Below are 24,250 nucleotides of genomic sequence, written 5' to 3'. Positions count from 1 at the left end.
ACCTAAAGATTTTTTCAGCTAAATAATCTCACATTTTAAAAAATAGCCATGCTTGTGGTCTACATATGAAGCACATTTACCTATGCTTACTGTTATGCTTTTGCTTTTTCAGTAATGCCCAAATTACAATTACCGGAACAGTTACGGAAGCCAGTTCTAAAACACCTTTGCCCTTTGTAAACATTTCATCTAGCAACGGCAATGGAACGACCTCAAGTGATGATGGCACCTACACAATAGTCGTTAATTCAACTACAGATAAACTCACCTACTCATCTTTGGGCTATAAATCACAAACTATTGAAGTTGGAAATCAAACAATTATCAATATTGAATTACAAGAAGATTCTGCTGCTTTAGATGAAGTCGTAATTACAGCATTAGGTTTAGAACGCGACACCAAAGAATTGGGTTATGCTGTGCAAGCCATTTCCTCTAAAAAATTAACGGAAGTAAAAACAGTAAACTTCCTAGACAACTTACAAGGTAAATTAGCTGGAGTAACGGTTACACAAGGTGCCACAGGCGTTGGATCTTCTTCTAAAATTACGATTAGAGGCGAAGCGTCTTTTTCTAATAACAACCCTTTATTTGTGGTTGATGGTGTGCCGATTAACAACGAAACGGTTTTTAATTTCACCAATGAAGCTGCAGCCGGATTTCAAGAAATTGATTTTGGAAATGGTGGTATGGAAGTGAATGCTGATGATATTGGCTCTGTAACCGTTTTAAAAGGACCAAGTGCTGCTGCATTATATGGCACAAGAGCATCTAATGGTGTTATTGTTATTGAAACCAAAAACGGAAAAAACAAAAGAGGTTTAGGTATTAGTTTTAATTCCTCGCTTTTTGTGGACACTGCTTTTAGGTTGCCCGATTTTCAAAATTCGTACGGTCAAGGTAATTCTGGTCAGTTTGAATATGGTGATGGTCTTGGAGGCGGCATCAATGATAATATCACCTATTCTTGGGGGCCTCGTTTAGATACTGGTTTGTTGATTGCGCAATTTGATAGTCCTGTGCAATTACCAAATGGTTCTATTGTTCGTGGAGGCGATACTTCTTTGTATGACGGTTTAGCAATTACGGCAACACCTTTTAAATCGAATCCAAATAACTTGAAAGATTTTTATGAAACTGGCGTTACAACTATTAATAATATTTCAATTTCTAATGGGTTCGATTCTGGAAATTACCGATTATCGTTCACCGATTTGAGAAGTGAATCTATTATTCCTGGTGTTAATTTAGACCGCCAAACTATTTCTGCTAAATTAAACTTTCAACCAAGTGACAATACCGAAATCAATTCATCTTTCAGTTATATAAATTCGAATAGTGACAATAGACCTGCTAATGGTTATGGAAGTGAAAATGCCAATTATTCTTTGGTAGCTTGGGGACCACGTTCTTTAAATATTCAAAATCTAAAAACTTATTGGCAACCAGGTTTAGAAGGTACACAACAATATTCTTTTAACTATACCTTTTTTGATAATCCATATTTCATTTTAAATGAGAACACCAATTCCTTTAATCGCGACCGAATTTTTGGTAACATTTCTATTACTCAAGACCTAACTAAAAATTTAAGTGTTTCTCTTAGAACAGGAATGGATTACAGCACCGAAACTCGACAATTACGAAGAGCCTACAGCAGTAATCGTTTTAGTAATGGTGCTTATGCAGAGCACGACGTAATGTTTAGAGAAGTGAATACCGATTTTTTAATCAACTATAAAAATCAGTTTAATAATATTTCTGTGGATGTTTTTTTAGGTGGGAATAGATTGAACCAAATCGCAACCACTAAACAATCGCAAACGGTTAGTTTGGCACAACCTGGAATTTACAATTTAAACAATGCAGCTTCACCTATTGAAGTCTTTCAATTTGAAAGTGAAAAGCGTATCAACTCATTTTACGGTATTACAAAACTGGGTTATAAAGACTTTTTATTCTTAGATATTACAGGACGGAATGATTGGTCTAGTGCATTAGCCACACGTTTTTCGGTAGATGGCACTTCGTTTTTCTACCCTTCTATCTCTTCAAGTTTTATTTTATCTAATGTTGTAGAATTACCAAATGCTGTATCGTTTGCAAAACTGAGAGCGAGTGTGGCACAAGTTGGAAACGACACAAGTGCTTACCAAACTTCTGGTGCTTTTGTATCACAAACACCATACAATAGCGAACCTACGTTTAGCGACCAAGATTTTATTCCCAATGCCAATTTAAAACCAGAAAGTACTACCTCTTATGAGTTTGGTACAGATTTACGATTTTTAGATAATAGACTACGATTCGATTTTACGTATTACAATGCCAATACAAAAGACCAGATTATTTCATTACCAGTTGCCATTTCTTCGGGCTACAGTCAACAAGTCGTTAATGGTGGCAACGTAAATACACAAGGTGTGGAAATAGTTTTAGGAATTACACCAATTCAAACGGATAACTTCAATTGGAATAGCACGTTTAACTTCGCCACTAATCGCTCTGTTATTAAAAACTTACCACAGTCGGACGGAAGGTTAACACTTGCTTACAGCAGGATTTATGATAGCGCCAACCAAACGGTTTGGTTTCAGGTGGAAGAAGGTGGACGTGTTGGAGATTTCTATGGAACTGGTTATCTAAAAAATGAAAATGGTAAATTTTTAATTGATGATAATGGTAACTACATTGCCGATGACAACTTAAAGAAATTAGGAAATTATAATCCAGATTTCACATTAGGATGGAGTAACAATTTCAATTATAAAAATTGGAATATGAGCTTTTTATTCGATTGGCGACAAGGAGGCGAAATCGTTTCTAGAACACGTGCCTTAGGAAATGTTGGTGGTCAACTAGCAGAAACGAGTTACCGACCAGATGCCGGAATTGTTGCACAAGGTGTCAATGTAAATACTGGACAAGCAAATACCGTTGCGATTACTTCAGAAAGTTATTACCGACAATTTTATGATAGAAATCACGAAGAAAATAATGTTTATGACGCTTCCTTTTTGAAGCTACGCCAATTCGCTATTGGCTATACTTTTGATATAAAAGATGGATTTTTAGGTTTGAAAGAAGGTGCTGACATTAGTCTTTCCTTAGTTGGAAACAACTTATTTGCCATAACCGAAAATCCGCATTTCGACCCAGAACAATTAGCCGTTCAAGGCAATGGATTTGTAAGTGGTGTTGAAGACATGAGTTATGCTACAACACGAAGTATTGGTTTTAAAGCCGGATTTAACTTCTAGTTCTCACGAAAGTGAGAATCTCAAGAAGAGAAAATAAAAGAATAAAGTTCCCTTTTACAAGGGAATGAAAATAAAATTTTAAATGAAAAATTTCACATATATACTTTCGGTTCTATTTATTGCAACAACAATGAGTTGTACCAAAGATTTTGAAGACATCAATACCAATCCAAACCAACCAAGTTCAGTCCAACCGAGTTTGTTGCTAAGACAGGTTATTTACGATTTTGGAGAAAACATGAGTTACGAAGGCTTTGTTGCTGGTGATTTATTAGCACAACATAGAACCGCTTTAGATTTCAATTTATTTGATAGACATGCTTTAAAATCACCACAATTAGGAGGTAATCCTTGGCCTATTTTTTATACCAATTTGAGAGATAATGAAATTATCCTAAATCAAGCTAGAACAACAGAAACCTTTTCTGTTTACGAAGGTCCTGCATTAATTTTAAAAGCCTATATGGCTGCTGGTTTAACTGATTTATTTGGAGACGTTCCCTATTTTGAAGCGTTCAATGGTGTCGAAGGCACCGTAACACCATCATACGATTCACAAGAAGATATCTATCTTAATGAAAACGGTATATTAGATAATTTAGATAAAGGTATTGCGGCTATTGAAGCCTATACTGATGTGATTCCATTGGAAGGCGATATTTTATTTGATGGCAATTTAAACGCTTGGATAAAATTTGCGAATGCTTTAAAAATTAAACATTTGGTTCGTATTTCAGATAAAGTAGATGTTTCTAGTGATTTACAAACGCTTTTTGATGAAGGCAACTATATCACTTCCAACAGTGAGAATGCCATTTTCAATTTTACAAATACAGACCCAAACAGTTTTAGATTGGCACAATTACGCATTGGTGATTTCAACAATTTTGTCTTATCCGAAACAATGGAAGATATTTTGATTGGCTTGAATGACACGAGACTTTCAAGTTTATTTCGTCCGTTTTCAAATTCAAATACTAATGAATTTAATGGTTTGCTAAACGGTATTGATGCATCCTCTACCTCTATTGCTTTAGCAGATTATTCTTTAGCAAGCACAGCTTTCAGAGAAGATACTTCAACTTTAGATGCTAATTTTATCACAGCTTGGGAAGTACAATTCGCCTTAGCCGAAGCGGCTGCCAAAGGTTTTATCAATGCAGATGCACAAACGCTATACACCGCTGGAGTTACGTTAGCGTTTGAGTATTGGCACACGGAACTACCTACAGATTACCTTTCTGGTCCTGCAGCTTATAATGCTTTTGGGTCAAACCCAATAGAACAAATCTTAACGCAAAAATGGATAGCCAATGTTATTAATGGTTACGAAGGCTGGATAGAATACAGAAGAACAGGCTTCCCTGAATTACAAACTATTTCCGCAAGTTTAAACAACGATTTAATTCCGATAAGAATGCCTTATCCTGCAGAAGAAGCCGCTTTAAATTTTGAAAATTACAGTGTTGCAGCCAACGCAACCGACAACAATAGTATAAACGTGCCAGTTTGGTGGAACGAATAAATGCATATGGATATAATTAACTGGCAATGGACATTGATAATTGCATCGAGTTTACTACTCTTTATATTATCGCCATTAGCAAAAACTACAGACGAATTTTTTAAGGCGGTTCATAAAAAGAAAGCACCAAACGCTTTAGTGCTTACCGGAAGCCTTATCATTTCTTGGATTTTTGCCAAGAGCATTACCAATGCAGCCAATTTAGGTTTAAGCTTTGGTATTGTTGGAGGCGTTGCTTATGCTGGATATTATGTATCGTTTGCTATCGCTGGTTTACTAATTTACAAAATGCGCGTTGTTGGCGGATTTAAAAGTATTCATCAATTTTTAACCACCAAATTCGGAAAAGGAGCCATGGCTTTATTTTCTATATTAATTGCCATCCGATTGTTTAATGAAGTCTGGAGTAATACCATGGTTATTGGTAGTTATTTTGGCGAAACAGGAAGTTCTAACTACTACAAAGCCATAATAATTTTCACCATATTGACATTAGCTTATGCGATAAAAGGCGGTTTGAGTAGTTCTATTTTTACTGATGTGATTCAGATGGTTTTATTTAGTATTCTACTGATGGTAATTCTATGGAATATCTTTTCAATAGACACTTTTAGCGTTACTGATGTCGTCACTTCTGGAACTTGGAGTTTTGAATTGGGCTTAAATTTGTTTTTTGCAGCCATTATCCAATCCTTTAGTTATCCATTTCACGATCCGGTTTTAACCGATAGAGCCTTTATCAGTTCACCTAAAGTCACCCGAAAAAGTTTTTTATGGGCGAGTTTATTAGGTGCTATTTGCATTATACTATTTAGCGTCATTGGTGTCTATGCGCAAACCCAAGGTTTTAAAGGTCAAGCCGCCGTAGAAGTTGGCAAAGCCTTTGGTGTGGTTATTTTATTAGTCATTAATTTTATTATGATAACCTCGGCAGCATCCACACTAGACTCAACATTTTCGTCCTTTTCAAAATTATTAGCGATTGATTTAGGCATGGTTAACGATTTAACTTTTGGAAGAGCATCTATGGCTGCCATAGCGATTTTGGGCACACTACCTGTTTTTCTCGAAGCCGAAATTTTATCAGCAACCACCATATCAGGAACGATGGTTATTGGTTTAACACCGGTTTTTTTATTCTGGAATATTAAAGTTCCAAAATTGAGTTTTTATCTTAGTGTGATTACAGGACTCGTATTTGGATTTTTACTCGTTTTTGAGGTATTCCCAGAAGCCCTAATTTTTACAGAAGGCAAGTATGCCGATTTACTTTGGGTTAATATTTGGGGAATTTTAAGTTGTAATATTTTATATTTCATACCGAAATGGATAAAAACATAATTGACATAGGAAAATTATCAGGTAAAGTACTACTCTTTGGTGGTGTTTACAGCAACCTTCAAGCCCTTGAAGCACTAATTGCTGTGGCAGAATCTGAAGGCATTCCGCCTGAAAACTGTATCTGCACTGGCGATATTATTGGTTATTGCGCGCAACCCGAAGAAACCATTCAGACCTTCAAAAACTGGAATACCAGAAGCATTGTTGGTAATGTTGAAATACAATTACGTGATGATGAAGACGATTGCGGTTGTGATTTTAGAGAAGGGTCGCGATGCGATGGTTTTTCACAACAATGGTATCCTTATGCGAAGAGTAAACTCTCTAAAGATTCACTTAACTATCTTGAAACGATTCCAGACCATATTAAATTCACCATTGGGAATCAGAAGGTGACTGTCGTTCATGGTTCTTATTTTAATATTTCAGAATTTGTTTTTAAATCGACAGCTTGGGCTACTAAACAATCTAATTTTGAAGCTACAGAAAGCAACATCATTATTGCTGGACATTGTGGCTTGCCTTTTGAAGATAAGAACGATGCTAAACTCTGGGTAAATCCTGGTGTGATTGGCATGCCTGCCAACGACGGAAAACCGAATGTTTGGTATGCTATTTTAGATGATTCAGTAAAACCCTTACAGGTGAATTTTCGTAAGTTAGACTACAATCATACACTAGCAAATCAACTTATGTTAAATGGATTACTTCCAGAATCTTATGCCAAAACAATCGTTTCTGGTCTTTGGGACAATATGGAAATTTTACCTGAGACTGAAAAAAAACAGCAAGGACAACCTATAGAATTGTAAGGTTACCTTAATTAATAGCACTAAAAAGGCATGCATAAAATCTTTACATTATCATTTTTACTCTTTAGCTTTTTGTTAAATGGCCAAGAAACGATTGAAAATTTGCTAAAAACATATAATAAAGAAAGCATTCCGTATATCTCTGTGCAAGAATTAGCCATGCCAAAAACAGACGCTATTTTGTTAGATTCAAGAGAGCTCATTGAATATGAAACGAGTCATCTCAAAGACGCTATTCATGTTGGTTATGATAAGTTTAATATTGAAAACATTACCACGAGCATAACTGATAAATCGACTACAATAGTCGTTTATTGTTCCTTAGGAATTCGCTCTGAAGATATCGCAGAACAACTCGAAAAAGTAGGCTACACCAATGTCTATAATTTATTTGGTGGTATTTTTGAATGGAAGAACAAAGATTTCACGGTTTACGATATTGAAAATAAACCCACTGAAAATGTACATGCATTTTCAAAAGAATGGAGCCAATGGCTTTTAAAAGGAAACAAAATATATGACTGATACACTTGTAATTGTATTTGTAAAAAATATAAAATTAGGAACCGTAAAAACACGTCTCGCTAAAACTATTGGCGACTTTGGTGCCTTTGAAGTATATACCGAATTGGTTAAGATTACAGAGAACGCCACTGAAGCTTTAGACATAGACAAACGCATTTATTTTTCTAATACTATAGTGGATTCACAATGGGAACATGATTTTAAAACTGTTCAAGAAGGCGCCGATTTAGGCGAACGTATGTCCATTGCTTTTAAAGACGGTTTTGAAGCGGGTTACAAAAAAATTGTTTTGATTGGTTCTGATTTACCAGATATTGATGCTTCACACATTCTGAATGGATTAAAAGCTTTAGATCAAAATGAAGTTGTTTTTGGACCTGCAGAAGATGGTGGTTATTATTTGGTTGGCATGTCGCAACTTGAAACTTCAATTTTCACAAACAAACCCTGGAGTCAACCCCATTTGTTAACAGAAACGTTACAAGAGTTACACAATAATCAAATTTCAGTTGGTATCTTAGACACGTTGAATGATATTGATACATATGAAGATTTAATTGCTTCAGACTTTTATAAATCGAATTTAAAATTACAAGAAAAAATACAGCAACTCAATGATTAATCAGATAACAGAAAGTACCGAATATTTACAAAGCAAAGGTTTTGAAACCCCTGAAATCGGCATCATTTTAGGAACAGGATTAGGCCAGTTGATTGATGAATTAGACATCATTGCAGAAGCCAGTTACAATCACATTCCTAACTTCCCAACGGCTACAGTAGAATTTCATAAGGGCAAACTGATTTATGGAATGCTTGAAGGTAAAAAGGTGGTTGTAATGCAAGGTCGTTTTCACATTTACGAAGGTTATACACTTCAAGACGTCACATTTCCTGTGCGGATTATGGAGAAGTTAGGCATCAAAACCTTATTGGTTTCTAATGCTTCTGGAGCTATTAATCTCGATTATAAAAAAGGCGAATTAATGCTTATTGACGACCATATTAATCTTCAAGGTGGTTCGCCATTAGCATTTAAAGGCGTTTCAGAATTAGGCGAGCGCTTTGCAGATATGAGCGCACCTTATGATGCAGACATCAATTCGAAATTTGAGAATATTGCTAAAGACCATAACATCACATTACATAAGGGTGTTTATGCGTCTGTTGTTGGTCCTCAGCTTGAAACACGAGCAGAATACCGCATGCTAAAAACGATTGGTGCAGATGCCGTTGGTATGAGTACAGTACCCGAAATTATTGTGGCTAATCATTTAAATTTAAAAGCTGCTGCCGTTTCTGTTTTAACGGATGAATGTAATCCTGATGACTTAAAACCTGTTGATATTTCTGAAATTATTGCTATGGCAGGTAAGGCGGAGCCACATATGATTACGTTGTTTAAGGAGTTGATAAAGACGCTTTAAAAGTTGGCTTAACACGGATAATCCTACAAGGCCTTTGAGGAAGACCTGCAAGGTTTCAAAAACCTTGTAGGTCTAATAAAATAAAGAATCAATACCTACAAGGTTTTTGAAACCTTGCAGGATTAAAAATGAGATTCCTGCTTTCGCAGGAAGTTACATGGAAAAATACCTAGACATATTCACAAAATCCTATTCCAGTTACTGGAATTATTTAAAATATGAGCTCATTGACCTTAACCATTGGGACAATTTCTTCTATGGTCTTATTCTAATATCTGTTTTAGTCTGGATTTTAGAAATTGCCTTTCCATGGCGAAAAGAGCAAGCGCTTTTTAGAAAAGATTTTTGGTTAGATACCTTTTATATGTTCTTCAATTTCTTTCTTTTAAATCTCATTATACTTATTGCGCTGTCTAATACGGTTTCGGAAGTATTCAATGATATTTTGGGAGTTGTTGGCTTATCACTTTCAAGTTTTCAACTTTTTGATGTGAAAACATTACCTAAATGGTTAGGCTTATTTATCCTTTTTATCGTGTCGGATTTTGTACAATGGAATACACATCGGCTTTTACACCGTTTTGAATGGCTGTGGAATTTCCACAAAGTACATCACAGCATCAAAGAAATGGGGTTTGCAGGTCACTTGCGCTATCACTGGATGGAACCTATTGTTTATAAAACTATTTTATACGTTCCGCTTGCTGTAATTGGTGGATTTGATGCGCAAGATGTAGCCATCGTCTATTTCTTCAATATTGCTATTGGCCATTTAAACCACGCCAATTTGGGTTGGGATTACGGCATTTTAAAATACGTTTTCAACAATCCGAAAATGCACATTTGGCATCACGTAAAAGAATTACCGAAAGGCGAACGTTTTGGTGTGAATTTCGGAATCACCTTAAGCCTTTGGGATTATTTATTTAAAACCGATTACATTCCACACGATGGCAGAGATATTGAAATCGGTTTTGAAGATGATGAAAACTTCCCTAAAGATTTTATGAGTCAGTCTGCATATCCTGCATTTCAACGCAAACGGAAATCTCACCAATAAGAACAATTTAAGATGAAAAATATATCAGTACTAATTATTACGCTACTATTTATATCGTCGTGTTTCGGTTTCCAAAAGCCCATTACAAATCAAGACCATGAGATTGAAGCTAAAATTCCGCTTCCACCAAAACCACCGAAAAAGTCTGCAAATTTTAAAGAATTAATGCACAAGCGATGGCATACGATTTTACAAAACCATGTATCAGATGATGGGAATGTAGATTATAAAGCCATTAAAAATGACAAGACTGAATTTGATATTTATATTGACTATTTAAGTGATACACAACCTGACGACACATGGTCTAAAAATGAAAAACTAGCCTATTGGATAAATGCTTATAACGCGCTTACCGTAGATTTAATCCTTAGAAATTACCCAACAAAAAGCATTAAAGACATCAAAGATCCTTGGAATCAACGGCTTTGGAAATTGGGTGATACTTGGCAAAATCTTAACGATATTGAGCATAAAATTCTCAGAAACATGGATGAACCTAGAATACATTTCGCTATTGTTTGTGCGTCTGTATCGTGTCCGAAATTGCAAAATGAAGCTTTTATAGCTTCAAAATTAGACGCACAATTAACCAAAGCCACAAAAGAATTTTTAGCGGATTCAACTAAAAACGAACTTTCAAAAGACGGCATAAAAATTTCAAAAATATTTAAATGGTTTAAAAAAGATTTTGAGCAAAATGGAAGTTTAATTGATTTTCTAAATCAATATTCAGATGTTACCATTTCAGAATCGGCTAAGAAAAGTTACTCGGATTATAATTGGGATTTGAATGATTAAAACTCTTTTCTTATTATTTCCGTATATCATAATATGATAAGTATAATCATTCCTGTTTTAAACGAAGCTGATGGTATTGAAGCTTTATTAACGCATCTTCTTGAGCATTCTGATGCGAATAATATTACTGTTACTGAAATTATTTTGGTTGATGGCGGCAGTACGGATGGTACTATGGACATTGTTAGCAATTTCGTCACTTCGAGTGATTCTGAACAACTTGAAGAATTGTATCGAGAAGCTAATAAAGATGTTCTCGATACAAAATTCCAAAAACGGAATTTTACTCAAACTGACGAACTAGATAACGCCGTAAAAGATTCTGAAACAACTCCGAAAGCTTTCGCAATAGAATCAGTGAATCAACCAAAAATTATTTTGATTAATTCGTCAAAAGGCAGAGCAAAACAAATGAATCGAGGCGCAATGCATGCCAAGGGCGCTATTTTATATTTTCTTCATGCCGATTCTTTTCCACCAAAACATTTTGACCAACTAATTATAAATGAAGTCAACAAAGGCAACCAAGCAGGTTGTTTTAGATTGCAGTTTGATAGCAACCATTGGTGGTTACAACTGGCGAGTTGGTTTACGCAATTTTCGTGGCGCGTTTCTAGAGGCGGTGACCAAAGTCAGTTTATTACCCGAACGCTTTTTGATACTATTGGTGGTTATAATGAAAATTACACCATCTATGAAGACAATATTTTAATTAACGAACTCTATACTCGTAAAGAATTTGTTGTTATCAATAAAAAACTAAAAACCTCAGCTCGCATGTATAGGAAACACGGTGTCTGGAAGGTGCAATATTACTTTTTTACAATTCATTTAAAAAAATGGTTTGGTGCTTCTGCAGATGATTTATTGGCTTATTACAACAAGAATGTCTGTTAAATTATCTTGTAAGGTTTTGAAGCCTTGCAGGTATAGAGGTACTTTTAAGAACTTAATTATTTCACACAAATCAGGAAAATCAACAAAGAGCACTCGTTTAACTGAAACACCTTTTACATTTAACTATTTCTTATTTCTACCTTTTTCATTAGGATATAAATCCATAAGCTTATCACTTTGATACACGTCTTTTGTATCAATATCTACCGCAGATACCGGACCTGTAAATGCTGCGCCTGTATCTATATTCCAAACATTCATGGCTTGCATAGGTTTCGTTTTATGATAATTAATGGTTGGGGTATGACCAATATAAATTTCAGAATAATGCTTTAAACGATTGGGATAAATTTCAGAATCTTTTTTAATCCGTTTATCCATAGTTAAGGCCATTTCCCAAAGGGTTCGGTCAAAATAAAAATTTCTAACATCAATTTCTTTTTCAGCACCATGCATCGATGTAAAACCCGCATGTACAAACAAACGCTTGTTATCATCAATATGAAATAAAGGCATCGCCTCAAAAAAATCGAGATGTGCTGCTTTTTCATCTTTAGAAAATCCAGAATAACTTTCAATAGTACCAGCGCCGCCATGATCTAACCACACATCGTTATCGACTCCAGATGCTAACCATTGTTCGCACCAAACATCGTGATTTCCTTTAATAAATACACAAGCGTTTGTTTTTGAAAGTTCTATTAAATATTGAATTACCTGAGCCGATTCGCTCCAGCCATCCACATAATCGCCAAGAAAAACCAAATGATCATCAGAATTTACTTTAGCTATTTCTAATAGTTCAATTAAGCCTTTTAAGCCGCCATGAATATCGCCAATTACCAGAGTTCGCATAGTTAGTTTAATTTATAAAAGTTTTTAATTATATTTTCCACAGGCTTATTTTGTGGTGTAAACTGATTATCCTCTAAACCACCAACTTCATCATGATTGATAAACCATTTCCATAAATAACCACCAGCAAACCACTCCTCTTTCCAAACGGCATCAAACAAAGCCTGTGTAGCATTATTTTGTGCTTCAAGATTAACTGAAGTCATAGAACGATCGTAACGCCAAGGTTCTTTCCCGGTATAATCGACACTTCTGTAACCAAACTCGGTGAATAAAATTGGTTTATTTAATTTTTTAGAAAAATCACGTAAACCTATTTTGTGCTTTTCCCAACCCTTTATACAATCTTCAATGGTTGGTGTTTGCATAGCACTCACTGGAAAATAAGCATCAATGCCCACATAATCTAGTTCCTCCCAAAAGGGCGTCGTCCAAAATTCATCCCAATTCGCAGCGTAGGTTAATTTACCAGTATAGACCATTCTTATATCCTTAATGAGTTGATGCCAGTAGTTGGGTCTGTTTTTTATAAAGGCTTCTAGCTCCGTGCCTATACAAAATACTTCAACATTATACGTTTCGGCCATTTCTGCATACTCAATAATAAAATCGGTATATGACGTTTCTAATAATTGCCAATCGGCTTCTGAGGTTGCTTTTAAAAACCCGGTAAATTCACCATGAGAAATCCATAATTGCGGTTTTACCATTACATTTATACCTTCCCTATGAAGGGCCTCAATATATTGCCCTGCTCCAGACCGGGTTTCCCCAAACCATTGTCGTTTGGTGTTGTAACTAATTTCAGGATGACTTACATCTCTTATAAAACCAAATGGCATTACCGCAGCAGCATTGGCATTTACCGCAACGACAGGTTTAACATGTGAGGCATCTACAACACCTCTAGAAGCAACAAAACTAACGCCGTTAATTTTAGAATATTGATGCGGAATCGCCGCACAACCCGCAAATATAAAAACCAAAAGACCGTAAATAATGTAGCGCATACTTTAAAATTATGCCTAAATTTAAAGAAAATCGCCTAAGTGTTTAAGGTTTTAACAAAAGCTTCGACTTATAGCGCACTAACAACCCTTACTAAATGGAACATATTGTAATTATTGGCAACGGTATTTCTGGAGTTACACTCGCGAGACACATCAGAAAGTTATCCGACAAAAAAATAACTATCGTCTCTGCCGAAACCGATTATTTCTTCTCTCGTACCGCATTAATGTACATCTACATGGGACATATGAAGTTTGAACATACGCAACCTTACGAAAATTGGTTTTGGAAAAAAAACAGAATTGAACTTAAAAAAGGCTACGTAAAACAAGTTGAAACAGAAACGAAAACTCTTCATTTTGCTGAAGGAGATAGCTTAAAATATGATAAATTAGTAATTGCCACAGGCAGTAAACCTAATAAATTTGGTTGGCCAGGACAAGATTTAAACGGCGTTATGGGCATGTACCATAAACAAGATTTAGACAACCTTGAAAAACATGCACCAAATAATACCGTTTGCAAACGTGCTGTTATTGTTGGTGGAGGTTTAATAGGTATTGAGTTTGCTGAAATGCTAAACAGCCGAAACATTCCGGTGACATTTTTAGTGAGAGAATCGAGCTTTTGGAATGGTGTGTTGCCTGAAGGTGAAAGTGAAATGATTAACAGACATATTAAAAGTCATCATATCGATTTACGACTGTCTACTAACCTAAAAGAAATAAAGTCGGATGAAAATGGTAATGTAAAATCTGTAATCATTGAAGAAACTGGCGAAGAACTTGATTGTAATGTGGTTGGCTTAACCGCAGGAGTAACTCCGAATATCGACTTTTTAAAAACTTCTAAAATTGAATTAGGTCGTGGTGTTAAAGTAAATCGTTTTTTAGAAACTAACATTCCAGATGTTTATGCTATTGGTGACTGTGCCGAACAACATGAAGCCATAGGAAACCGACGACCTATTGAAGCCGTGTGGTACACAGGCCGTATGATGGGCGAAGTTTTAGCTCAGACAATTTGTGGAAACAAGATGGCATACAACCCAGGGCATTGGTTTAATTCGGCTAAATTTTTAGATATTGAATATCAAACTTATGGTTGGGTATTTGGCGAACGCGGACGACCAGATTATGAAACTCATTTTCATTGGAAACATAAGGATGACACTAAATGTATTACGGTTGCCTATCATAAAGACACAAACGAATTCTTAGGCATTAATACGTTTGGAATTAGAATGCGTCACAAAGTTTTTGACCGATGGCTCACCGAAAAACGCGATGTGGATTACGTTATGCATCATCTCTCTGAAGCTAATTTTGACCCTGAGTTTTATTCAAAATTTGAAAACGATATTTTACAAACCTACACTAATCAATTACAAACGGCATAACAAAAATGAGCAATAAATTAAACCACAGTATGTCATTGGCTAAACCCGATGCCTTAGATATTTCAAATAAACAAAAAGTAGCGCTTGCCGTAGGTGTTATCGGATTATTTATACTAGTCCTAGCGCTTTTCAACACCAATTTTCCTAATAAAGCTGCTTTTTTAACACTTTCCATAGGCCTAATCATTGGTGGTATCGTTGTGTATTCTCGAGCGTTTTACTTAAACAAATTAGAAGGCATAAAAAATGATGGTGTATGGTTTAAATCCATTTCATCACGTGGAGTTTGGGGTTGGATTGTTGGTGTTATTCTAACAACATTTTACATTGTACTTTACTTCTTTCCTAAATATTTAGGCCTAGGTACTGATGGTGAAGCAAACACTGGATTAATTAGTTTGTTTGACCCTCTAAGTCAACTATTAAGCGGGAGAAATGCGAGTCAATGGTTTGTTTACGGCACCTTATATACTGTAGCGATTTTAGCCTTTGGATATAAGTTCATTTTAAAATATAGACATAATCGCTACCAACAACTACGTACGGTTTCTGTTATGTTTTTTCAACTAGGTTTTGCCTTTTTGATTCCTGAATTTATGTATGTGATGAATAACGATTTACCATACTATGATTTAAAAAGTATATGGCCGCTTAACTACTACATTTTTGATGAATGGTCTGTAAAAGGGTTTTTATCTAGTGGAAATATAGGCTTGGCCCTACTCATCTTTGGAATACTTTCTATTTTTGTTATTACACCTATATTAACGTACAAATACGGTAAACGTTGGTATTGCTCTTGGGTTTGTGGATGTGGAGGCTTAGCAGAAACAGCTGGCGACTCTTTTAGACAATTATCATCTAAAAAAATGTACGCCTGGAAAATAGAACGTTGGTTAATCCATGTGGTACTTGTGTTTTCTGTAGTTATGACAACAGCCGTTGTATATACCTATTTAGGTTACGATAAAAATGATTTTTGGCTCACTCGCGGTGTTTTTATCAGTTTGGTTATTGGTTTATTATCCTTAGTATTTGCTGCTACAATGATTTTTAAACGCAAAGAATTAGCAAAAGATGCAAAGTATGGTGCCATTAGCTTCTTTACTGTAATTGCATTTTTATTAATAATGCATTTTACAAGTACTACCGATCACCTTTTTTATATTAAAGCCGGAGCATTAAGAGCTGCATATGGTATTTATATTGGCTCCATTTTTTCTGGAGTTATAGGCACAGGATTTTATCCCATTTTAGGAAACCGTTCTTGGTGTCGTTTTGGTTGTCCTATGGCTGCTATCCTAGGATTTCAGCAACGTTTGTTCTCAAAATTCAGAATTACGACCAACGGCGGACAATGTATTTCCTGTGGTAATTGTTCTACCTATTGCGAAATGGGTATTGATGTAAGAGCTTATGCCCAAAAAGGCGAAAACATAGTACGTTCTAGTTGTGTGGGCTGTGGTATATGTTCAGCAGTTTGTCCTAGAGGAGTATTAAAATTAGAAAATGATGGTATGAAAGGACGTATTAATTCTAATGATGTGCTATTAGGAAATGATGTGGATTTAATGGATTTCGTGAATCAGAAATAGGGATTGGTCTCAGTTTCAGTTTCAGTTTCAGACTCTAAAAAGTATAAAAACGGTTATCATTTCAGCAATTAGTTGAATATTATAGAAAAGCATGAATTTCGTTATGTACTTTCAGATAGAGCGCACTTAAAAAGTTGCCGTAAATAGTAAACATTTACGCTTTCAAAATCGTATTTTCGCACTTTCAAAAGCACTAAATGCCCAATATAAAAGTTATTATTCCTGCTTATAACGAAGAAGCATCTATTCCCTTGGTTATAAAAGCTATTCCTTCAATCGTTGATGAAATTATTGTTGTTAGTAACAATTCAACCGATCAAACTGAAATCAATGCTAAAAATGCAGGCGCCACCGTTCTAGTTGAAAAGCAAAAAGGGTATGGTTATGCTTGTTTAAAAGGCATGAATTATATTTCTAAACAAAAAAACAAAACGGATATTATTGTTTTTTTAGACGGGGATTACAGTGATTATCCTGAAGAGTTAACTAAAATCGTGCAACCTATTATTGAAGATAACATTGATTTTGTAGTTGGCGCACGGACTAAAGAACTACGTGAAGACGGTTCTATGACAAGCCCTCAAATATTTGGTAATTGGCTAGCTACAAGCCTAATGCGACTACTGTTTAAATCCACATTTACAGATTTAGGGCCTTTTAGAGCCATTAAATACGATAAACTTTTGGGCTTAAACATGGAAGACAAAACTTATGGTTGGACTGTAGAGATGCAACTAAAAGTTTTGAGACAGCGGTTAAGCTATAGAGAAATAGATGTTAATTATAGAAACAGAATAGGTGTCTCAAAAGTTTCAGGAACCATAAAAGGTGCTATATTTGCAGGCATAAAAATCTTAGGTTGGATTTTTAAATATAGTTTTAAGAAATGATTCTCGAATCAATAATTATTGTCATTTACACCATTGCCATCGTACTTATTTTTATGTACGCATTGGCACAACTAAATCTTCTTTACAACTATTTGTCTTCCAAAAAGAAAAGGCAAAATTGTGAGAAATTTGATTTCACAAATCCTGAAGAAATACCAATAGTTACCATTCAATTACCAGTTTATAACGAAATGTACGTTATGGAGCGCTTGTTGGATAACATTGCGCTTTTAGAGTATCCTAAAGGCAAGTTAGAAATTCAGGTTTTAGATGATTCTACAGATGAAACTATTGCTACAACTAAAGCACATATCGACCAGCTTCACAAAACAGGATTAGATATTAAACACATCACTAGAGTTGACCGAAGCGGATTTAAAGCAGGTGCACTTAAAGAAGGCTTAAAAGTTGCTAAAGGTGAATTTATTGTCATTTTTGATGCTGATTTTTTACCACAACCTAATTGGTTAAAACGTACAATCCCTTATTTTAAAAATGAAAAAATTGGTGTAGTTCAAACACGTTGGGGCCATATCAACAGAAATTATTCATTACTTACCAAAATACAAGCATTTGCTTTAGATGCACATTTTACTTTAGAGCAAGTTGGAAGAAATAGCAAAGGGCACTTTATCAATTTTAACGGCACTGCAGGGGTTTGGAGAAAAGCCTGTATTCTAGATGCTGGAAATTGGGAAGGCGACACCCTTACCGAAGATTTAGATTTAAGTTATAGAGCACAATTAAAAAATTGGGAATTTAAGTATTTGGAGGATGTTGAAACTCCTGCTGAATTACCTGTTGTTATTAGTGCTGCACGCTCTCAACAATTCCGTTGGAATAAAGGTGGTGCTGAGAACTTCCGAAAAATGCTTTGGCGCGTTGTAAAATCGGATAACATTTCTACTAAAACAAAAGTACACGGTTTACTTCACCTACTGAATAGTACTATGTTTTTAAGCATATTTACTGTCGCTATTTTAAGTATTCCGATGTTGTATATAAAGAACGAATACGCCCACCTAAGAAACTACTTCTACGTGATGAGTTTCTTTGTAATGAGTACTATTATTTTCTTTATCTGTTATTGGTTTATGTACCGTAGTATTTACGGTAGTGGTTTTAAAAAATTCTTTGGCTACATTGGTATGTTCTTTACCTTTTTCTCCATAGCTATGGGCTTTTCACTTCATAATTCTATTGCTGTAATTGAAGGTCATATTGGTAAACGAAGTGAATTTGTAAGAACACCTAAATTTAATATTAGCACCATTAGAGATTCTTGGAAAGGCAATAAATACCTCAGAAAAAAATTATCACCACACGTGGTTATTGAAGGTATATTGATGCTTTATTTTGCATTTGGAATGTACAGTGCATTTGTAGTGGGCGATCAAGGTGGTGATTTTGGATTATTTCCATTTCACTTAATGCTTTTTATTGGCTTTGGTTATGTATTCTTTAAGTCTTTAAGTTCTAAGGTGTGATTACGCTTTGGAAATATCACAAAGTTCCATTTCTATTTTTTATTGTTAGCTGTGTTTTATATGTATGGTTTGCCTACGCTATTGAAAGAACCGATACCTACCAACTCCTTTTATCTTACATTTTATTATTTGCTTTAGTCTATAAAATCATTAATGCTTCTGGTAATAACACTTCAGGCTTTAAACTTTTAGTGGTTTTTTCTATTATTTTTAGACTATTATTTCTTTTTGCAACCCCCAACCTATCGCAAGATTTTTACCGGTTTATTTGGGATGGTCGTATGATTCTAGAAGGTTTTAATCCTTATCTATACACTCCAGATTCTTTTATTGAAAGTGGCAGATTTCCTGTTCCACAAGCACAAGAACTATATGATGGTATGGGCCCCTTAAGCGCTTCACATTTTACCAATTACCCTCCAATCAATCAGTTTTTATTTAGTATTGCCGCTTTATTTTCTCGCCACAGTATTTTAGGTTCTGTTATTGTAATGCGATTACTCATTATTGCTGCCGACCTTGGTACTGTATACTTTGGAGAAAAACTTTTAGAACGTTTAAACCTAGATTCAAAAAGAATTTTTTGGTACATTCTAAATCCGTTTATCATTATAGAATTAACAGGAAATCTTCACTTTGAAGGGGTCATGATTTTCTTTCTTGTCTGGTCCTTGTATTTACTACATTCAGGTAAGTGGAAATCGGCAGCTCTTGTTTTAGCTTGTTCTATTTCTGTAAAATTAATTCCATTAATGTTGTTGCCTTTGTTTTTTGGTTGGTTTAGAAAAAATAGAAACCTCCTTACAAACAAAGTGAAGGCATCTGTTAATAACGAAAAGATTACCACATCACATGTTCCTCGCATTGACCTATTAAAATTAATTAGGTTTTATACTATAATTGGTATAACAACTACCCTACTCTTCCTCCCGTTCTTTTCTATGGAATTTGTAACTAATTATTCAAAAACGGTGGGACTTTGGTTTGGAAATTTTGAGTTTAATGCCAGTATTTATTATCTCTTAAGAGCTATTGGCTATAGTATAACAGGCTATAATGAAATTGCAATTATTGGTAAAATACTACCTTTAATTTCCGTAATCATCATTCTAAGCTTCTCATTATTTAGAAATAACAACACGTTACCGCAATTAATTGGTTCCATGCTATTAGCATTCACATGTTATTTGTTTCTAAGCACAACAGTTCATCCTTGGTACATTGCAACACTTGTTATTTTTTGCGTGTTTACTAATTACAAATTCCCACTAATTTGGTCATTGGCAATTATTCTGAGTTATTTAGCTTATTCTAACGCGGCTAATTCAGAAAACCTATGGATTATTGGAGTAGAATACCTTATTGTATTTTCTGTGTTTATTTGGGAAGTGATCCTAAAAAAAAGACTGCCAGTTTCCTAGCAGTCTATATATTCTATAAAAATTATCTTTATTTAGCTTTCTAATTAATTAGGTAAGCATAGCTAAATAGTAACAATAAAACACCTTAAGAAGATGTGTTCTTAAGAGAAATCTTCATCTTCAGCACCAGGCTCTAACTCTGGATCAACAACTGCATCTGGATCATCATCTTCAAAATCTTCATAATCCTCTTCGTCATAATTTTCCATAGTTTGCTCTAGTTTCGTACTCACTTTCACCAAATACTTGGTATCTTCTGTCGTTACTTCTACAGCTTCTACAATTTCATTTTTAGCATTCTTAAACGATACAATTTGGCCGTCATCATAGCCATCTGGGTATTTTTCTACTAAAAGTGCTAAAATTTCTGGTGTCAATTTTTTGAAATCAACTATAACTCGTTTTAAATGTGCGTCTTTTGGTTTCATGCTTTAATATTATTTCTGGAGCTAAATTTTTTTTAAATATAAGGCTTATTTAATTACTCGAATAACATCATAAACATCTTTTCTTCGATCTTTTAAATTTTTTACCGCACCAAAGGAATGTAGTTCTCTCAACAGTCCTAAATCTACATCGGCCACTAATATCATTTCTGTATTTGCTGTGGTTTCTGCTTTTATACCATTACTTGGAAAGGCAAAATCACAAGGTGTAAAGACTGCTGACTGCGCATATTGGATGTCCATGTTATTCACATTAGGTAAATTCCCTACACTTCCAGCTATAGCCACATAACATTCGTTTTCAATGGCACGCGCCTGTGCACACAACCTTACGCGCGAATAACCATTCTGCGTATCGGTTAAAAATGGGACAAATAATATGTCCATGCCTTCATCGGCTAACAACCTTGACAATTCAGGAAACTCAGAATCGTAACAGATTAAAATTCCTATTTTACCAGCATCTGTTTCAAAAGTTTTCAGTTGATGACCACGTTGCATTCCCCAAACTTTGGCTTCATCTGGGGTGACATGAATTTTCTCGTAGCGTTCTAAACTCCCATCTCTTCGGCATAAATAGCCTACATTATATAAGATATCATCGACCACTTCAGGCATGCTTCCAGTAATAATATTGATATTGTATGAAATAGATAACTGCTGCATTTTCTCAACAATGGTTTGCGTATAACTAGCCAATTCCCGAATCGCTTGAGGCTCGTGCATGTGATTGTACTTTGCCATTAATGGGGCGTTAAAAAACTCTGGAAACACCGCAAAATCGGAACGGTAAGCTGAGACGCTATCTACAAAATATTCTACCTGCTGCATCAAATCATCTAAACCGTTATAAGGACGCATTTGCCACTGAATCAACCCTAAACGCACAACCGTTTTAACACTGCTCGCTTTTTTACTAGGTTTGGTATAATAAATATTATCCCACTCCATCAACACCGCATATTCACTAGAGGCTGTGTCACCTTCTAAATAACCTTTGATAATTCTTATCGGATGAAAATCATTCGAGGTTTGAAAATTTAACACCGGATCATGAATTTCCTTATGCTTTACTTTCTGAATATATTCTTTTGGTGAATAGTGATCCTTATACTTATGATAATTGGGCATTCTACCACCAAAAACAATACCTTTTAAGTTTAGGTTTTCACATAATTCCTTTCGGTAATCATATAGACGACGCCCTAATCTCAACCCTCTAAATTCTGGTTTAATAAACACATCAATACCATATAACACATCGCCTTCTGGATCGTGATTTTTAAATTTATCGCCTTCAATAATGTCAGCGTATGTATGGTTATCATCAATTTTATCGTAATCCACGATTAAAGATAACGCACAACCCGCCAATTGACCATCGATACGAATTACCACCTGACCTTCCGAAAAAATAGAGGTTAAACGTGCAATGTGGTCTTTCTTCCAGTAAGAATTTAAAACACCACCATAAGCTTCTAAGGTTGCTGATTTTAATTCTTCAAAATCACCAACCGTTAGATAACTTAATTCTATATTTTCAATTTTATGCTCTTCCATTACATATCTAAAAGATAAGCAAATATTAAAGGCGCCACAATAGTCGCATCACTTTCAATGATGAATTTAGGTGTGTCAATATCAAGCTTTCCCCAAGTAATTTTCTCATTTGGCACTGCGCCTGAGTACGATCCATAACTTGTAGTACTATCACTAATTTGGCAGAAATAACTCCAAAATGGTGTTTCGGGACGCTCCATATCTTGGTATAGCATTGGCACTACACAAATTGGAAAATCACCAGCAATACCACCACCAATTTGAAAGAATCCAATCCCATTTTCAGAATTATCTGTGTACCAATCGGCTAAAAAGGTCATGTATTCAATCCCAGATTTCATGGTACTTGCTTTTAACTCCCCTTTAAGCACGTAACTTGCAAAGATGTTCCCCATAGTACTGTCTTCCCAACCTGGGCAAACAATTGGTAGGTTTTTTTCGGCCGCCGCATACATCCAAGAATCCTTTAAATCTATTTCATAATGCGCTTCTAAAACACCAGACAATAATAATTTGTACATGTATTCATGTGGTAAATAGCGTTCTCCTTTTGCTTCAGCGTCTTTCCAAATTTTAACGATATGTTCTTGGATTCTTCTAAACGCTTCCTCTTCTGGAATACAGGTATCTGTGACACGATTAAGTCCTTTCTCTAACAAATCCCATTCGTCTTGAGGCGTTAAATCTCTATAATTTGGTACACGTTTGTAATGCGAATGTGCGACCAAATTCATGATATCTTCTTCTAAATTAGCACCAGTACAAGACACAATTTGCACCTTATCTTGACGGATCATTTCAGCAAAAATCTTACCCAATTCTGCCGTACTCATGGCTCCTGCTAAGGACACTAACATCTTTGCGCCCGAATTAAGTTGCGCTTCATAACCCTTTGCGGCATCTACTAAAGCTGCGGAATTAAAGTGTAAATAATATTTTTCTATAAATTTTGAAATTTCTCCTTTACTAGTACTCATCATCGTTATTTTTTGAAAATTTATTTAATCCTTTTGTGTTGTCGTAGAAATTACTTTCAAAATCATCATCACTATTTTGATTTAGAAATTTATAGCTCAACATTTTGTAATATAATTTGGCTGCTAAGAAATCAGAAGACTTATCGTTTTCATTCGGACATAATTCTACAATATCAAAACCAACCACATTCTTTTCTTCGAATACTTGTTTTAAGAATTCCAAAGTTTCATAATATAGCAAGCCTCCTGGTTCTGGTGTTCCGGTGCTTGGCATAATTGAAGGGTCGAAGGCATCTAAATCGAAAGTGATAAATACATTCTCCGTCATCTGGTCAATTGCTGCATCCATCCAACTATCATCCATAGCCATTTGGTGAGCAAAGTAGGTTTTATCTTCGTCCATAACGGTTTTTTCAATACTATCCATGGAACGAATTCCAACTTGAATTAAGTTGGTGGTTTGACTCGCTTCATATACAGCACAAGCATGGTTGCACGTAGATCCTTCGTAGCTTTCGCGTAAATCGGCATGCGCATCTATGTGAAGCACGGTTAAATCTTCAAACATTTCATTGAACGCTCTAATGGTTCCGATTGATACCGAATGTTCACCGCCAAAAATGGTTACGAATTTGTTCTTTTTTATATATTTTTTAGTGGCTTGGTGCACCGCTTCCACCATCGCTTCTGGTGAGGCATTTTCGGTTACAGCATTGGCCAGGAATACACCTTGTTGGTACACTTCAGAATCTGTTTCAATATCATAAAGCTCCATATTTTCTGAAGCATCTAAAAATGCATCAGGGCCTTTATCAGCGCCTTTTTGCCAAGTGCTTGTACCATCATAAGGTACAGGAATTAATACAATTTTAGCCGTTTCTAATTTTGCTAAATCTTCTGGGATTCCAGCGTATGTTTTTGTTTTTATGTGTGTCATTTTTATTTTATGTTTAGGTCACAT

At 35.2% G+C, this 24,250-nt stretch carries 21 protein-coding genes; 15 read left to right on the top strand and 6 right to left on the bottom strand.

Annotated features, from left to right (window positions below; all coding sequences use genetic code 11):
- The first annotated feature begins 65 nt into the window (after window positions 1-65).
- The 10 genes from HM982_RS01540 to HM982_RS01495 all read left to right on the top strand — a co-directional run bounded on the left by HM982_RS01540 (window position 66) and on the right by HM982_RS01495 (window position 11,648).
- Window positions 66-3,260 (top strand): SusC/RagA family TonB-linked outer membrane protein, encoded by a 3,195-nt coding sequence (locus HM982_RS01540; protein WP_179351361.1) that lies wholly within the window; start codon window positions 66-68, stop codon window positions 3,258-3,260.
- Window positions 3,261-3,342: 82 nt separating this feature from the next.
- Window positions 3,343-4,785, top strand: coding sequence for a SusD/RagB family nutrient-binding outer membrane lipoprotein (locus tag HM982_RS01535; protein WP_179351360.1), 1,443 nt, complete (start codon window positions 3,343-3,345; stop codon window positions 4,783-4,785).
- 6 nt (window positions 4,786-4,791) lie between these two features.
- The gene (locus HM982_RS01530; protein ID WP_179351359.1) at window positions 4,792-6,126 is read left to right on the top strand and encodes a sodium:solute symporter family transporter; all 1,335 of its coding nucleotides are present in this window, start codon (window positions 4,792-4,794) and stop codon (window positions 6,124-6,126) included.
- Window positions 6,111-6,938: a metallophosphoesterase family protein gene (locus tag HM982_RS01525; protein ID WP_179351358.1), complete on the top strand. Its 828-nt coding sequence runs from the start codon at window positions 6,111-6,113 to the stop codon at window positions 6,936-6,938. Before HM982_RS01530 ends, HM982_RS01525 begins: the two co-directional genes overlap by 16 nt.
- Window positions 6,939-6,968: 30 nt before the next feature.
- Window positions 6,969-7,463: a rhodanese-like domain-containing protein gene (locus tag HM982_RS01520; RefSeq protein WP_179351357.1), complete on the top strand. Its 495-nt coding sequence runs from the start codon at window positions 6,969-6,971 to the stop codon at window positions 7,461-7,463.
- A complete protein-coding gene (locus tag HM982_RS01515; protein ID WP_179351356.1) occupies window positions 7,456-8,085 on the top strand; it encodes a TIGR04282 family arsenosugar biosynthesis glycosyltransferase in 630 nt (209 codons plus the stop codon). The genes HM982_RS01520 and HM982_RS01515 overlap by 8 nt, the downstream gene beginning before the upstream one ends.
- Window positions 8,078-8,890, top strand: coding sequence for a purine-nucleoside phosphorylase (locus tag HM982_RS01510; protein WP_179351355.1), 813 nt, complete (start codon window positions 8,078-8,080; stop codon window positions 8,888-8,890). The genes HM982_RS01515 and HM982_RS01510 overlap by 8 nt, the downstream gene beginning before the upstream one ends.
- A 157-nt stretch (window positions 8,891-9,047) precedes the next feature.
- Window positions 9,048-9,950: a sterol desaturase family protein gene (locus tag HM982_RS01505; protein WP_179351354.1), complete on the top strand. Its 903-nt coding sequence runs from the start codon at window positions 9,048-9,050 to the stop codon at window positions 9,948-9,950.
- A gap of 12 nt (window positions 9,951-9,962) precedes the next feature.
- Window positions 9,963-10,751, top strand: a complete 789-nt coding sequence (locus HM982_RS01500; RefSeq protein WP_179351353.1) for a DUF547 domain-containing protein — start codon at window positions 9,963-9,965, stop codon at window positions 10,749-10,751.
- Between the two features lie 33 nt (window positions 10,752-10,784).
- Window positions 10,785-11,648, top strand: a complete 864-nt coding sequence (locus tag HM982_RS01495; RefSeq protein WP_179351352.1) for a TIGR04283 family arsenosugar biosynthesis glycosyltransferase — start codon at window positions 10,785-10,787, stop codon at window positions 11,646-11,648.
- Window positions 11,649-11,771: 123 nt separating this feature from the next.
- On the opposite strand, the gene HM982_RS01490 is transcribed toward HM982_RS01495, so the two are convergent.
- Both HM982_RS01490 and HM982_RS01485 read right to left on the bottom strand, forming a co-directional pair.
- Window positions 11,772-12,503, bottom strand: a complete 732-nt coding sequence (locus HM982_RS01490; RefSeq protein ID WP_179351351.1) for a metallophosphoesterase family protein — start codon at window positions 12,501-12,503, stop codon at window positions 11,772-11,774.
- A gap of 2 nt (window positions 12,504-12,505) precedes the next feature.
- Entirely contained in the window at window positions 12,506-13,513 is a 1,008-nt protein-coding gene (locus HM982_RS01485; RefSeq protein ID WP_179351350.1) for a glycoside hydrolase family 113, read from the bottom strand.
- Between the two features lie 95 nt (window positions 13,514-13,608).
- Between HM982_RS01485 and HM982_RS01480 the strand changes: the two genes are divergently transcribed.
- From HM982_RS01480 to HM982_RS01460, 5 genes are all read left to right on the top strand, one after another.
- Window positions 13,609-14,913, top strand: coding sequence for an NAD(P)/FAD-dependent oxidoreductase (locus tag HM982_RS01480; protein ID WP_179351349.1), 1,305 nt, complete (start codon window positions 13,609-13,611; stop codon window positions 14,911-14,913).
- Window positions 14,914-14,918: 5 nt separating this feature from the next.
- On the top strand, window positions 14,919-16,508 hold the full coding sequence (locus tag HM982_RS01475) for a 4Fe-4S binding protein (protein ID WP_179351348.1): 1,590 nt from the start codon (window positions 14,919-14,921) through the stop codon (window positions 16,506-16,508).
- A 197-nt stretch (window positions 16,509-16,705) separates the two neighbouring features.
- A complete protein-coding gene (locus HM982_RS01470) occupies window positions 16,706-17,398 on the top strand; it encodes a glycosyltransferase family 2 protein (protein WP_179351347.1) in 693 nt (230 codons plus the stop codon).
- Complete coding sequence (locus HM982_RS01465; RefSeq protein ID WP_179351346.1) at window positions 17,395-18,885, top strand: cellulose synthase family protein; 1,491 nt, start codon at window positions 17,395-17,397, stop codon at window positions 18,883-18,885. The genes HM982_RS01470 and HM982_RS01465 overlap by 4 nt, the downstream gene beginning before the upstream one ends.
- A complete protein-coding gene (locus HM982_RS01460; protein WP_179351345.1) occupies window positions 18,882-20,306 on the top strand; it encodes a mannosyltransferase in 1,425 nt (474 codons plus the stop codon). The genes HM982_RS01465 and HM982_RS01460 overlap by 4 nt, the downstream gene beginning before the upstream one ends.
- Window positions 20,307-20,407: 101 nt before the next feature.
- Here the strand turns inward: HM982_RS01460 and HM982_RS01455 are convergent, their stop codons facing one another.
- From HM982_RS01455 to speB, 4 genes are read right to left on the bottom strand one after another with little or no spacing between them, the layout of a single operon-like run.
- Window positions 20,408-20,734, bottom strand: coding sequence for a hypothetical protein (locus tag HM982_RS01455; protein WP_179351344.1), 327 nt, complete (start codon window positions 20,732-20,734; stop codon window positions 20,408-20,410).
- Window positions 20,735-20,779: 45 nt separating this feature from the next.
- Window positions 20,780-22,312, bottom strand: coding sequence for a carbon-nitrogen hydrolase family protein (locus HM982_RS01450; RefSeq protein ID WP_179351343.1), 1,533 nt, complete (start codon window positions 22,310-22,312; stop codon window positions 20,780-20,782).
- On the bottom strand, window positions 22,312-23,289 hold the full coding sequence (locus tag HM982_RS01445) for a deoxyhypusine synthase family protein (RefSeq protein ID WP_179351342.1): 978 nt from the start codon (window positions 23,287-23,289) through the stop codon (window positions 22,312-22,314). Before HM982_RS01445 ends, HM982_RS01450 begins: the two co-directional genes overlap by 1 nt.
- Complete coding sequence (gene speB, locus HM982_RS01440) at window positions 23,279-24,226, bottom strand: agmatinase (protein ID WP_218849751.1); 948 nt, start codon at window positions 24,224-24,226, stop codon at window positions 23,279-23,281. Before speB ends, HM982_RS01445 begins: the two co-directional genes overlap by 11 nt.
- Between the last annotated feature and the right edge of the window lie 24 nt (window positions 24,227-24,250).

Origin of the sequence: Winogradskyella vidalii (genome assembly GCF_013403955.1) — a bacterium.
In the GTDB taxonomy this organism is placed as follows: Bacteria; Bacteroidota; Bacteroidia; order Flavobacteriales; family Flavobacteriaceae; genus Winogradskyella; species Winogradskyella vidalii.
Note: the sequence above shows the minus strand (reverse complement) of the source record. Positions and strands in the feature narration are given on the sequence as shown.